Raw genomic sequence first — 12481 nt, 5'->3', positions numbered from 1 at the left:
AGGACCGCCATGGCGCTTGCACGCACACGCAGGGGCGACAGCGGATTCAACTATTGGCCGGGCTTCGTCGACGCGCTGTCGACGCTGATCCTGGCGATCATCTTCCTTTTGTCCGTCTTCGTGGTCGTGCAGTTCTTCCTGTCACAGGAGGTCACCGGCAAGGACAAGGCGCTTGAGCGGCTGAATGCGCAGATCGCGCAGCTCAACGAGCTCCTGTCGCTGGAGAAGCTCGGCAAGCTGAACCTCGACGAACAGCTGTCGCAGATGCGGGCCGGTCTTGCGGCCGCTGAAGGCGAACGCGACCGCATCAAGGGCCTTTATGAGGGCCTTGCCGCTCAGGGCAGCGACGCCGCCGGCCGTGCCGGTGAACTGTCGAAGGCGCTGGATTCCGAACGGCAGATCTCTTCACGCGCGCAGGCGATGATCGAGGTGCTGAACCAGCAGATCAGCGCCTTGCGCCGCCAACTCGCGGCACTGGAAGCCGCGCTCGACGCCTCGGAAAGGCGCGACAAGGATTCGCAGACGCGCATTGCCGAGCTCGGGCAGCGGCTCAACGTCGCCCTCGCACAGCGCGTGCAGGAGCTTGCGCGCTATCGTTCCGAATTCTTCGGCCGGTTGCGGGCGATCCTTGGCAACCGTTCCGACATCCGCATCGTCGGCGACCGCTTCGTGTTCCAGTCGGAGGTGTTCTTCGATGCCGGCCAGGCTGCGCTCAGACCGGAGGGGCGCACCGAACTCGACCGCCTCGCCACTGCACTGACCGAACTCGAACAGCAGATTCCGGCGGAGATTCCCTGGGTGCTCCGGGTCGATGGCCATACGGACATCCGGCCGATTGCCAGCGCGCAGTTTCCATCGAACTGGGAGCTGTCTTCGTCGCGCGCGATCTCGGTGGTGCAGTATCTGATCTCGCGCGGCATCTCGCCGCAACGACTGGTTGCCGCCGGCTTCGGCGAATTCCAGCCGCTCGATCCGGAGAAAACCGAGGACGCCTATCGCCGCAACCGCCGTATCGAGCTGAAACTGACGGAGCGGTGATTTCTTTTGTTGCGGTCGCAGCGGCGCGCACAACTCTCGCGGCGTCAGACGCCCTGAAACTGCAGCTTTGCCAGCCGCGCGTAGAGGCCGCCCGCGGCCGCCAGCGCGGCATGCGTCCCTTCTTCGACGACGCGGCCCTGCTCCATCACCACGATGCGGTCACAGGACAGCACGGTCGCGAGGCGGTGCGCGATGACCAGCGTGGTACGACTTCGCATCAGATCCTCGAGCGCAGTCTGCACCAGAGTCTCGCTTTCGGCATCCAGCGACGAGGTCGCCTCGTCCAGCAACAGAAGCGGTGCGTCGCGCAGGATCGCCCGCGCAATCGCGATACGCTGGCGCTGTCCGCCGGACAGCGTGACGCCACGTTCGCCGAGCGGCGTATCGAAGCCTTGGGGCAGCAGGCGAATGAACTCGGTCGCGTGCGCAAGTTGCGCCGCACGCTCGATCTCGGCATCGCTCGCCTCGGGCCGGCCGAAGCGGATGTTGTCGCGCGCGCTGGCGGCGAAGATGACCGAATCCTGCGGTACCAGCGCAATGCGCTTGCGGACCTCCTGCGGGTCGGCATCGCACACGGGCACGCCGTCGAACGTGATTGTGCCACTTGCCGGATCATAAAACCGCAACAAGAGGTGAAACAGCGTGCTCTTGCCCGCGCCCGACGGACCGACGATCGCGACCTTTTCGCCTTGCCGCACGTTCAGCGAGACGCCATTGATCACGAACGTTTCCGGTCGCGCCGGATAGGCGAAACGTACGTTGCTGAATGCGACGTTACCGCGCGGCGGCACAGGCATCGCGCGCGGCTGCGCTGGCGCTGCAATCTCTGGTCTCACGCGCAGGATCTCGAACAGGCGTTCCGCGGCGCCGGAGGCTGCAGATACCTCGCCCCAGACCTGGCTCAGCTCACCCAAACCTCCAGCGGCAAACACGGCATAAAGAATGAACTGGCCGAGCGTGCCTGCCGTCATCTGTCCACTGAGCACATCGTGCGACCCGACCCAAAGAATGCCGACGACGCTGGTAAAGATGATGAAGATGATGATGGCCGTGAGCACTGCGCGCGCCTTGGTGGACCCGCGCGCCGCCACGTAGGCGCGCTCGACCTCTCCGCCAAAGCGTTCCGTAGCAAGGCGCTCGTTGGTGAATGCCTGCACGGTACGATTTGCGCCGATCAGTTCGGAGGCATAGGCGGAGGCATCGGCGAGCGTATCCTGCGCATCACGTGACAACCGCCGCACCCAGCGACCGAACGCGACGAGTGGCAGCACCACAAGCGGGATCATCAGAAGCACGAATCCCGACAGTCGCGGGCTCGTCACCACCATCATCGTCGCCGCGCCGAAAAACAGCACCAAGTTGCGCAGCGCGATCGAGACGGAAGCCCCGACCGCTGACTTGATCTGGGTGGTATCTGCGGTCAGCCGCGAGATCAATTCGCCGCTGCGAGCGGAATCAAAGAATGACGGCGAAAGCGCCGTCAGGTGCGCAAATACTTCGCGGCGGATGTCGGCGACGATCCGCTCGCCGATCGTCATGACCAGGTAGTAGCGCGATGCGCTGGCGACCGCGAGCACAGCCACGACAGCGATCATCACCGCGAAATAGTTGTTGATCATCGCGATGCCGTCGGCGGTGAAGCCGAAGTCGATCATCCGGCGCACGGCGATCGGCACGATCAGCGTCGTCAGCGCGGCGACGATCAGCGCAACCAGTGCGGCCAGTGCCCGACCCCGGTAGCGCGCCACGTAAGGCAGGAGCGCCATCAAGGGGCGAAGTTTTGCGCGGCCCGCAGGTGTGACGGCCACATCGCCCTCGGCCGTGGCCTCACCGGGTATCCTCTGCAGGGAACCTGCGGTGCGCGCCGGCTTGCCGCCACGCCCGCCGCCGTCGATCTGCTCCAACGCGCTCATGCAACCTCAGGTGCCCGTTCGTCGGCGCGGGGATAGGCCAAGGCGGGTGCGATGGCAATGTGGCGTCCCGTCATTCGCAGCAAGCCTCGCGTACCATTGCCGCGCTCCGGGCGCGGAATGGCCCGGCCGCGCCTTGTCTCATCGAGGTAGCTACGATATAGAGCCGCCAACTCCTAACACCCGAGACCTAAGCCAAAGGCGCCCGGCGCTCAAAGGATCCGTTATGAAAAGCGAAATTCACCCGAATTATCATACGATTAAGGTCGTCATGACGGACGGCACCGAGTACCTGACGCGTTCGACCTACGGCAAGGAAGGCGACACATTGAACCTCGACATCGACTCGAAGTCGCATCCGGCCTGGACCGGTGGCACCCAGCAGATCCTTGATCGCGGTGGCCGCGTGTCCCGGTTCCAGAAGAAGTTCTCGGGCTTCCTGAAGAAATAATTCGGCGCAAGCCCACGATATTCGTGCAAAACGCCCCGGCAGTGCCGGGGCGTTTTTGTTTCATCTGCTCGCGTTAGGCCTCGTATACCCGCGCGGCAAGTACCCGCGCGGCAAGTCGCGTTGATCTTATTGCCGCTCGAACGCGGCTTTCAGCCGATCGAGCTGCGGCACTAGCGGGTTGCCGATGACGGCGGCCTCAGGCGCCGGCGCATGAATCGAGACGTCGAGTCGTTTCACTTGCGCCTGCAACGCCATTGACCGCTCGATCAAGTCCTGCAGCCTCCCGGGGAGCTTTGCGATCGCATCGGCGGCGCCCGGCTCGGCCGCAGTGAGCTTCACCTTGACCTTTTCGCGATTGGCCTGGGCGAGCGACATCTCGCCTTCCTTCACCGCGCGATGCAGCAGGAGCCAAGAGGCGAGTTGCATCAGCCGCGTCGTGAGGCGCATGCTCTCGGTGGCGTAGGTGAGGCTCGCGCTCCGATCGAGCGCCTTGGCATCCTTCCGGCCGACGCCGTCCAGGTAGGCGGCCGTCTCTTCCACGAGATTCATCCCCTCGCGAAACAAGGTGGAGAACACGGCGGAACCGGCCAGTCGCTCACTGAAAAGAACCAGATCCGCCTCACGCGCCGAATTCTCGGACATGGTTAACGCCTCACGCAACTTACTAATTAACGCCCCGCGCAATTATGATGAACAAATCCTTGCGCTGGCAAATCATCGCGCCAAGCGCCCACGGAGTCCAGCGATAAGGATGGTTATGGTTTCCGTGACCGTTACCCGATCGGTGGATTTATGAAGAAGATGTGAAAGCCCGATCGCGGCAAAAAAAAGCCGCCGTTTCCGGCGGCTAAAAAGTTGATAACAGGGAGGCGTCAAACAGAGTGGACAGGAGCCACTCGGTGTCCAAACCTGGACGATTTCAGTAATGGACGAGAAAGCTTAATCTTTAGTAAATGAATGATTTCCTTCAGAGTTTTTTTGCAAATTGGCAGGAGCTGCCAGTCGGCTGAAATGCCGACTTCCGCGCTCCTCATGACTTGAAGAATTTGTCCGCGGCGCTGCGGCTTTTCTGTTTTGATGCCGAGGCCGCCTGCAACCTTTCGATCTCGCCTTGCAGCAGGGCAATGCGCTCAGCAAGCTCCCCTACCGAAAGCAGCGACAGATCCTGGCCGATCTCATGGGTGACCTTCTTGCGCGGACGGTCTTCGTCATCAGCTGCCATGCAATCCTCATCGCAAATGCGAGCAGTCGGCGATAGCGGCGTATTGCCAGTCTGGCCCGGTTAAACCATCTTCGGCGTCAGCCGGAAAGCCCGGCGTCGAAACGGGGTCTCAGCATCATGGGCAGCAACCTCCCTACACAAATGACCGCGATCGGAATTGCAAAACCCGGAGGACCAGACGTCCTCGTTCCGGAACAGCGGCCCGTCCCCACTCCTCGCAAACATGAGATCCTGATCAAGGTCGCTGCTGCGGGCGTCAATCGACCTGACGTTGCCCAGCGCACCGGAAACTATCCGCCACCGCCTGGCGCAAGCGACATTCCTGGACTCGAGATCGCCGGCGAAGTGGTCGCGCTCGGCGATGGCGCAACGAAATTCAAGCCCGGCGACAAGGTGATGGCGCTGGTCGCGGGCGGCGGTTATGCGCAGTACTGCACAGCGCATGAATTGCATGCGCTCGCCGTCCCCGCACCGCTGTCGATGAGCGAGGCGGCTGCAATACCCGAGACCTTCTTCACGGTCTGGCACAACGTATTCGAGCGCGGCCGGCTTGAGGCGGGCGAGACGCTGCTGATCCATGGCGGCTCATCCGGCATCGGCACAACAGCTATTCAGCTTGCCAAGGCGTTCGGCGCCAAGGTGATCGTCTCTGCGGGATCGAAGGAGAAATGCGACGCCTGCCTCAAGCTGGGCGCGGATCACGCAATCGACTACAAGACCGAAGATTTCGTCGCGCAGACGAAAGCCGCAACCAGTGGCGCGGGCGCGAACGTCATTCTCGACATGGTCGGGGGCGACTACATCGAACGCAATTATGAGGCGGCGGCCATCGAAGGCCGCATCGTGCAGATTGCCTTTCTCGGCTCGCCCCGCGCGAACGTCGATTTCCGGCGCCTCATGCTGAAACGGCTGACCCATACCGGGTCGACGTTGCGCGCCCGGGCGATCGAGGATAAAGCCGCCATCGCCCGTGCTCTGGAGGCGAAGGTGATGCCGCTGTTGCGCAACGGCAAGGTCAAGCCCTTGATGGACAGCACTTATCCGTTGGCCAAGGCCTCCGAGGCCCACGCGCGGATGGAGTCCAGCCATCATATTGGCAAGATTGTGCTGACCACCTGAGCGGTGGGAGCCGGGCGGAAACCCTTGGTTTTCCAGACGTTTCGTGGCATCACACGAAGTTCGTGACGGGTTTCGAGGCGGAGCAGACATTGCGGTTCTCAAGCTGCATGGCGCATATCGCGCGCGGCATTGCGGTGTTTGCGCTGGCACTCCTTGTGAGCGTCGGCGCCGCGCACGCAGTTGATGCGGTCAGCGTTCGCAGCGATTCGCCCGCGATCGACCTCACCGGTATCCTTGAGTTCCAGAAGAGCGACACCGATCGTATCCAGGTTTCGACCGCGCCGGGAAACGACGGCATTGTCCGCCGCATCGAGGTTCGCGCCCGTGAAGGTGGAACCAACTGGGTGGTGTTCTCGCTTGCCAACAACACCGACGATCAGCTCGATCGTCTGATCGTGGCGCCGCACTACCGCATCGTCTCTTCCGGCCTGTTCTGGCCCGACCTTGGCCTGTCGCGCATCGCAACGATCACACCATCAACGGGCGACCGCCCGGAGCGTCAGGACAACCCGATCACCGATATCTTCCGCGTCACGCTCGACCCGGGCTCCGTGGTCACCTTTGTTGTCGAGCTTCGCACCGACAAGCTGCCGCAGCTCTATCTGTGGGAGCCGGAAGCCTACAAGGACAAGGTCAACTCGTTCACGCTGTACCAGGGCATCGTCATCGGTATCGCCGGATTGCTCTCGCTGGTGCTGACGATCCTGTTCGTCGTCAAGGGCAGCATCATGTTTCCCGCCGCGGCGGGCCTCGCCTGGGCGGTGCTCGTCTACATCGGCATCGACTTTGGCTTCTGGGGCAAGGTGCTGGACATGTCGTCCGGCGCCGAGCGCGTCTGGCGCGCGTCCGGCGAAGCGATCCTGGCGGCGACGCTGCTCGTGTTCCTGTTCGCCTATCTGAATCTCAGCCGCTGGCACGTACGCTATTCACACATCACCCTCGGCTGGCTCGCCTTCCTTGGTTCGCTCGTCGCGCTTGCGCTGTTCGACCCGCCGGTCGCCTCCGGCATCGCACGGCTGTCGATCGCTTTGATCGCCGTTTTCGGCTTCGCACTGATCGTCTACCTCTCAACCCACGGATTTGATCGCGCGGTGCTGTTGATCCCGAGCTGGTTCCTGCTCACGGTCTGGGTGGTCGCCGCCGGCATGACGATCCAGGGCAGCGTCACCAACGACATCGTGGGGCCGGCCCTGCTCGGCGGCCTCGTGCTGATCGTCATGCTGATCGGCTTTACGGTCATGCAGCACGCCTTCGCTGGCGGTGGCTCCGGCCAGGGCGCCGTTACCGACGTGGAACGGCGGGCGCTGGCCTTGACCGGCGCAGGTGACCTGATCTGGGACTGGGACGTCTCCGCCGACAAGGTGTTCACCAGCGCGGAGACCGAAAGCATGCTCGGGCTGCGCCGCGGCACCCTGGAAGGGCCCGCCGCCAAATGGCTCGAAGTGCTGCACCCGCTCGACCAGGACCGTTTCCGCGCAGCGCTCGACAGCGTGCTCGACCAGCGCCGCGGCCGTCTGGTGCAGGACTTCCGCCTGCGCACGCCGGACGGCCATTTCATGTGGTTCTCGCTCAAGGCCCGGCCCGTGGTCGGATCCGACGGCGAGGTGGCCCGCGTGATCGGCACCCTCTCCGATGTCACCGAGTTCAAGAATTCCGAAGAACGGATGCTGCACGACTCGGTGCACGACAACCTCACGGGCCTGCCGAACCGCAAGCTGTTCATCGACCGCATCAACGCCCTGGCCTCTCTGTCGAAGACCGTGCCGACGCTGCGGCCGACAGTAATGGTGATCGACCTCGACCGCTTCAAGCAGGTCAACGATTCGGTCGGCATCGCGGTCGGCGACTCGATCCTGCTGACGCTGGCGCGGCGGCTGACGCGCATCCTGAAGCCGCAGGATACGCTGGCACGGCTCGCCGGCGATCAGTTCGGCCTGATCCTGATGTCGGAAACCGACGCGGCGAAGGTGACGGCGCTGGCCGAGACGATCCGCAAGACGATCCGCGCGCCGATCGCGTTCAATGACCGTGAGATCTTCCTCACTGCGTCGATTGGCCTGGCGCTCGCCGATCCGTCGGCCACGGTGTCGGACGAGATCATCAAGGATGCTGAACTCGCGATGTATCACTCCAAGCGGATCGGCGGCGACCGCATCGACGTGTACAAGCCGGCGATGCGCGCCCGCAAACAGGACCGCCTGACGATCGAGTCCGAATTGCGCCGCGCGCTGGAGCGCGAGGAGATCACCATCCTCTATCAGCCGATCGTACGGCTGGAAGACCGCGCGGTGGCCGGCTTCGAGGCGCTCGCGCGCTGGGACCATCCGAAGCTCGGCCGCATGGGACCGTCAGAGTTCATCAATATCGCCGAAGAAACCGGCCTGATCGTCGATCTCGGCCTGTTCGTCATGGATCGCACCGCCCGCCAGCTTGCGCTGTGGCAGCAGTCGGTCCGTCAGCGCAACTCGATCTTCGCCAGCGTCAACGTGTCGTCGCGGCAATTGCTGCGGCACGACCTGATTCACGACCTGCGCACGGTGCTGTCGCGCTCGGCAGTCGCCCGCGGCACGCTCAAGCTCGAACTGACCGAATCGCTGGTGATGGAAAATCCCGAGCACGCGGCGCAGATGCTGCAGCGGATCCGCGAGCTTGGTGCGGGCCTGTCGCTCGACGACTTCGGCACCGGCCACTCCTCGCTCGCCTACCTGCAACGCTTTCCGTTCGACACGATCAAGATCGACCAGTCGTTCGTGCGCACCACCAACCGCGGCACGCGGCCGGTGCTGTTGAAATCCATCGTCGCGATGGCGCACGACCTCGGCATGGACGTTGTCGCCGAGGGCGCGGAGTCAGACTCCGATGCGATCGAGCTTTACCAGCTGGGTTGCGAATATGCGCAAGGCTTCGCGTTTGGCGAGCCGATGAGTGCCGATGCTGCGCGGCGGCTGCTGAACGAAGAGCGGCTCGAAGCGGCGCAGTGATCGCCGACAGCGATCGTCAGCAGTGATCGTCAGGCGTGGCCGGCCTCGTTCGACAGCATGGCGAGGTTGATGCCGATCTTCTTCAACGCGCGTTCGTATTTGCTGTCGACGTCCTTGTCGAACACGAGGTCCGAGTCCGCGGGACAGTGCAGCCAGCCGTTGTGCTGGATTTCGTTCTCGAGCTGGCCCGGCGCCCAGCCGGCATAGCCGAGCGCGAGGATGGCGCGTTTCGGGCCCGCACCGCTTGCGATCGCTTTCAGGATGTCGAGCGTGGCGGTGAGCGAAATCTCGTCGTCGATCGGCAGCGTTGAATCCTTGATAAAGAAATCGCTCGAATGCAGCACGAAGCCACGCCCGGTCTCGACCGGACCACCGCGCAGGACCTTCATCGCCTCTGCATCCTGCGGCAGCATGATGCGGTCGCCCTTCTTGATGATGTCGAGCTGCATCAACAGGCCCGGGAAATCTATGCTACCCGCAGGCCGGTTAACGATGATGCCCATCGCGCCCTCCGACGAGTGCGCGCAAACGTAGATCACCGAGCGCTGAAAACGCTCGTCGTCCATCACCGGCATGGCGATCAGCATCTGGCCGTCGAGATATTCGGCGGTATCGTTCTGATTGTTGGACCGTATCCGCGCAGCGCTGGCCTTTTCGCGCTCTGACGGTGTCGGTTGGCCGGTTTCCAAGCCTTTTTCAGAGCCCTTGCGCGACGCTTTCATCGAGAGGCCACCTTCGCTTTTGCCTACCATCCTGATATTGGGTGGCCAGGGTGTCAATCAAGGCCACGCCGCTATCACAGCCAATTCAGTGGCTTGTCACAGTTCGGCCGGGTAAACGCTTCACATGGTTGCAATGGTTCCGTTCCGTGCGCTCATTGCATTCATCGCGCTGGCAAGCGTCAGCGCCGGTGGGCGTATTGCGTGCGCGGAGGACGCCTCCCCCTGGGTGAACGACGCACATTCCACGCTGCGCCTGCTTGCCGGCTCGCGAACGGGAGCGGTGCTGATGGGCGGTGTCGAAATCCAGTTGCAACCCGGCTGGAAGACATACTGGCGTACACCCGGTGATTCCGGTGTGCCGCCGCGCTTCGACTTCTCCAAATCCGTCAATGTAGAAAGTGTGACACCGCTGTTTCCGGCACCGAAGAAGTTCGATGATGGTGCCGGCGGCGTTTCGTATGGTTACGGGAAAAGCGTGGTTTTTCCGCTGCGCATCGTGCCGAAGAATCCGAATGAGCCGGTGCAGCTCCGCGCTTTGATCAATTACGCCGTCTGCGAGAAACTTTGTCTGCCGGTCGAGGCCGAGGCCGAGCTGTCCTTCACGAGCACAGCCAGCACACTCGACAGCCTTGTGACGACCGCACTCAACAAGGTGCCGAAACCCGTCGGCACCTCGGAGGCAATGCCGATCGCCATTCAATCGTTCAAGCGCGTCGACGACCGCGCCGTCGTCGATGTCGCTGCGCCTGCCGGCGCTCACGTCGAGCTCTTCGCCGAAGGTCCCTCGCCCGACTGGGCCCTGCCGGTGCCGAAACGGACCGGCGCGCCACAGAAGGGCCTGATACGCTATGAATTCAAGCTTGACGGTTTGCCGGCAAACGCGCGGCCGGAAGGTGCAATCCTGAAGCTGACCCTTGTTGGCGAGGAAGGTGCCTTCGAATACAATGTGAGACTGAATTGACGGCAGCTTAGGGAGCGCAACATGACGATCAACGTGGGCGACAAGATTCCAGAGGGAAAATTCCGAGTGATGACCGCTGAAGGCCCAGGCTGGAAGAGCACCGACGAGGTGTTCAAGGGCAAGAAGGTCGCACTGTTCGCTGTTCCGGGCGCCTTCACCGGCACCTGTCACAAAATGCACATGCCGAGCATCACGTTGAACGCCAACGCCATCAAGGCAAAGGGCGTCGACAGCATCGCGGTCACCGCGGTCAACGACATCTTCGTGATGCAGGCCTGGAAGCGCGATACCGACCAGAAGGATCAGGTCGAGTTCCTTGCCGACGGCAGTGCTGATTTCGCCAAGTCGATCGGCCTCGACGCCGACTTCAGCGGCGGCGGCATGGGCGTCCGCTCACGCCGCTACTCGATGCTGGTCGAGGACGGTGTGGTGACGAAGCTGAACATCGAGGAGAAGCCCGGCGCCGTCGAAGTCTCCGGCGGCGACACGCTGCTCGGCCAGCTCTGAGATCGCTTGGATCAAAGCATTCTTCGGCGCTGAATCTCCTGATCGATCCGCTTTGCCAGCGCATCGCTGACTGTACTCATCGGCAGCCGGACCTCCGGGCTGTCGATGAGGCCGGTGCGCCAGAGCCAGTGCTTGATCGGCGCCGGACTCGGTTCGGCAAACAACAGGCGGGGCAGGTCGATCAGCGCCCGCCAGCTTGCAAGCGCTCCCGAGTGGTCGCCGTCGCGCATCAGATTGCGCACCGTGGCGAACGCGTCCGTCGCAATATGCGCGGAAGCGAGAACGCCGCCGTCGGCGCCCTGAGTGAGGGCGTTGTGAAACAGCGCATCCTCCCCGGTCAGCACCGAAAAACCCTTCGGCCTCATCCGCAGCAGGTCGAACGACTGCGCTGCATCCGCGCAGCAGTCCTTGACACCGACAATGTTCCGATGTTCGGCGAGCCGCAGCATCTCCACGTTGCCGAGATTGACGCCGGTCCGGTACGGGATGTTGTAGATCATGATCGGCTTTGACGTGCTCTCGGCCAGCGCGCAAAAGTGCCGATAGAGACCGAGCTGCGACGGCCGCGTGTAGTATGGACAGGCGATCAGATAGCCGTCGACCGGCCAGGCAGAGGTCAGATCGAGTGCCTTGATCAGCTTGCGCGTGTCGCTGCCCGACAACCCCAGAAAGAACTGCAGACGTCGACCGGCGCTTTCGATCGCGTCGCGACAAATTTCGGTGTAGCGCTCGATCTCATCCTCATCGACCGTGAGTCCTTCGCCGGTGGTTGCGGCAAGGATGAAGCCGTCGACAGGCGCAGACGCGTAGTGTCCGGCAAGGCGTCGCGCTGACTTTTCATCGAACATTCCGTCCCTGAACGGAGTGACCAGCGGCAGCCAGATGCCTTGTGGAACCGAATTGGCGGTTTGCATCGAAGTGTCTCCTGTTGAGCCGGAGACGGAGCAACAAAAAACCCCGTCGAAACCGGCGGGGTCCTGAACATGATCCTCTCTGCGCTTTTGCTTAACTGACGCAAGGATCCGCGGCCCCGGAATGGGGCGCTTTTTTCGAAACGGCGCGAGCGAGAGAGACGATCATGACAGAAATATGCGACCGCAAGTCGGACACTGTCAACCCGCTGACCTGCTCTCCCTGAGCCCGTCGCGGGCCAGCTGATCGGCGCGTTCGTTTTCCGCGTGACCGGCATGGCCTCGCACCCAGTGCCAGCGCACGTCATGCTGCTTCAAGGCTGCATCCAGGCGCTGCCAGAGGTCGGCGTTCTTAACCGGCTTCTTCTCCGCAGTTCGCCAACCATTCCGCTTCCAGTTGTGAATCCACGCGGTGATGCCGCCACGCACATACTGGCTGTCGGTGTAGATATCGGCCGTCACCGGCCGTTTCATGGCTTCCAGTGCCGAGATCGCCGCCAGCAGTTCCATGCGGTTGTTGGTCGTATTCGGCTCGCCGCCCTTGAGCTCTTTTTCAACGTCGCCGAATTTCAAGATCGCTCCCCAGCCGCCGGGCCCCGGATTCCCCGAGCAGGCGCCGTCGGTGTGAATGACGACGTGCGGCAGATCGGAATTCTGCT

12 protein-coding genes are annotated in these 12481 nt (G+C 62.8%); 6 read left to right on the top strand and 6 right to left on the bottom strand.

Features of this window, described 5'->3' with window-relative positions:
- Positions 1-9 precede the first annotated feature (9 nt).
- Positions 10-1038, top strand: a complete 1029-nt coding sequence (locus RCO31_RS03280; protein ID WP_308966797.1) for a peptidoglycan -binding protein — start codon at positions 10-12, stop codon at positions 1036-1038.
- Positions 1039-1082: 44 nt separating this feature from the next.
- Here RCO31_RS03280 and RCO31_RS03275 read toward each other — a convergent pair whose 3' ends face one another.
- The gene (locus RCO31_RS03275; RefSeq protein WP_308966796.1) at positions 1083-2951 is read right to left on the bottom strand and encodes an ABC transporter transmembrane domain-containing protein; all 1869 of its coding nucleotides are present in this window, start codon (positions 2949-2951) and stop codon (positions 1083-1085) included.
- Between the two features lie 223 nt (positions 2952-3174).
- Between RCO31_RS03275 and rpmE the strand changes: the two genes are divergently transcribed.
- Positions 3175-3399 carry a 50S ribosomal protein L31 gene (gene rpmE / locus RCO31_RS03270; protein WP_308966795.1) on the top strand — a complete coding sequence of 75 codons (225 nt, stop codon included), beginning with the start codon at positions 3175-3177 and terminating at the stop codon, positions 3397-3399.
- 126 nt (positions 3400-3525) lie between these two features.
- On the opposite strand, the gene RCO31_RS03265 is transcribed toward rpmE, so the two are convergent.
- Complete coding sequence (locus RCO31_RS03265; protein WP_308966794.1) at positions 3526-4041, bottom strand: DUF1465 family protein; 516 nt, start codon at positions 4039-4041, stop codon at positions 3526-3528.
- A 388-nt stretch (positions 4042-4429) separates the two neighbouring features.
- Positions 4430-4621 (bottom strand): DUF1192 domain-containing protein, encoded by a 192-nt coding sequence (locus RCO31_RS03260; protein WP_308966793.1) that lies wholly within the window; start codon positions 4619-4621, stop codon positions 4430-4432.
- A 141-nt stretch (positions 4622-4762) separates the two neighbouring features.
- Here RCO31_RS03260 and RCO31_RS03255 point away from each other — a divergent pair, with 141 nt between their 5' ends.
- Positions 4763-5740, top strand: a complete 978-nt coding sequence (locus tag RCO31_RS03255) for an NAD(P)H-quinone oxidoreductase (RefSeq protein WP_308966792.1) — start codon at positions 4763-4765, stop codon at positions 5738-5740.
- A gap of 107 nt (positions 5741-5847) precedes the next feature.
- The gene (locus RCO31_RS03250) at positions 5848-8721 is read left to right on the top strand and encodes an EAL domain-containing protein (RefSeq protein ID WP_374991419.1); all 2874 of its coding nucleotides are present in this window, start codon (positions 5848-5850) and stop codon (positions 8719-8721) included.
- A gap of 29 nt (positions 8722-8750) precedes the next feature.
- Here the strand turns inward: RCO31_RS03250 and RCO31_RS03245 are convergent, their stop codons facing one another.
- Positions 8751-9443, bottom strand: coding sequence for a YqgE/AlgH family protein (locus tag RCO31_RS03245; protein ID WP_308966790.1), 693 nt, complete (start codon positions 9441-9443; stop codon positions 8751-8753).
- Between the two features lie 124 nt (positions 9444-9567).
- Here RCO31_RS03245 and RCO31_RS03240 point away from each other — a divergent pair, with 124 nt between their 5' ends.
- Complete coding sequence (locus RCO31_RS03240; RefSeq protein ID WP_308966789.1) at positions 9568-10404, top strand: protein-disulfide reductase DsbD domain-containing protein; 837 nt, start codon at positions 9568-9570, stop codon at positions 10402-10404.
- Between the two features lie 21 nt (positions 10405-10425).
- A complete protein-coding gene (locus RCO31_RS03235) occupies positions 10426-10911 on the top strand; it encodes a peroxiredoxin (RefSeq protein ID WP_308966788.1) in 486 nt (161 codons plus the stop codon).
- A gap of 11 nt (positions 10912-10922) precedes the next feature.
- Here RCO31_RS03235 and dapA read toward each other — a convergent pair whose 3' ends face one another.
- Both dapA and rnhA read right to left on the bottom strand, forming a co-directional pair.
- On the bottom strand, positions 10923-11825 hold the full coding sequence (dapA, locus tag RCO31_RS03230; protein WP_308966787.1) for a 4-hydroxy-tetrahydrodipicolinate synthase: 903 nt from the start codon (positions 11823-11825) through the stop codon (positions 10923-10925).
- A gap of 198 nt (positions 11826-12023) precedes the next feature.
- Positions 12024-12467: a ribonuclease HI gene (gene rnhA / locus RCO31_RS03225; protein WP_308967053.1), complete on the bottom strand. Its 444-nt coding sequence runs from the start codon at positions 12465-12467 to the stop codon at positions 12024-12026.
- Between the last annotated feature and the right edge of the window lie 14 nt (positions 12468-12481).

The organism is Bradyrhizobium sp. LHD-71, assembly GCF_031157255.1.
Lineage (GTDB): Bacteria > Pseudomonadota > Alphaproteobacteria > Rhizobiales > Xanthobacteraceae > P52-10.
This window is presented reverse-complemented; position numbering and strand designations above follow the sequence as displayed.

Bases quoted from the DNA above. Each gene is read 5' to 3' on its own strand.
- RCO31_RS03280 (WP_308966797.1), top strand. From the start codon at position 10: ATGGCGCTTGCACGCACACGCAGGGGCGACAGCGGATTCAACTATTGG.
- RCO31_RS03275 (WP_308966796.1), bottom strand. From the start codon at position 2,951: ATGAGCGCGTTGGAGCAGATCGACGGCGGCGGGCGTGGCGGCAAGCCG.
- rpmE (WP_308966795.1), top strand. From the start codon at position 3,175: ATGAAAAGCGAAATTCACCCGAATTATCATACGATTAAGGTCGTCATG.
- RCO31_RS03265 (WP_308966794.1), bottom strand. From the start codon at position 4,041: ATGTCCGAGAATTCGGCGCGTGAGGCGGATCTGGTTCTTTTCAGTGAG.
- RCO31_RS03260 (WP_308966793.1), bottom strand. From the start codon at position 4,621: ATGGCAGCTGATGACGAAGACCGTCCGCGCAAGAAGGTCACCCATGAG.
- RCO31_RS03255 (WP_308966792.1), top strand. From the start codon at position 4,763: ATGACCGCGATCGGAATTGCAAAACCCGGAGGACCAGACGTCCTCGTT.
- RCO31_RS03250 (WP_374991419.1), top strand. From the start codon at position 5,848: ATGGCGCATATCGCGCGCGGCATTGCGGTGTTTGCGCTGGCACTCCTT.
- RCO31_RS03245 (WP_308966790.1), bottom strand. From the start codon at position 9,443: ATGAAAGCGTCGCGCAAGGGCTCTGAAAAAGGCTTGGAAACCGGCCAA.
- RCO31_RS03240 (WP_308966789.1), top strand. From the start codon at position 9,568: ATGGTTGCAATGGTTCCGTTCCGTGCGCTCATTGCATTCATCGCGCTG.
- RCO31_RS03235 (WP_308966788.1), top strand. From the start codon at position 10,426: ATGACGATCAACGTGGGCGACAAGATTCCAGAGGGAAAATTCCGAGTG.
- dapA (WP_308966787.1), bottom strand. From the start codon at position 11,825: ATGCAAACCGCCAATTCGGTTCCACAAGGCATCTGGCTGCCGCTGGTC.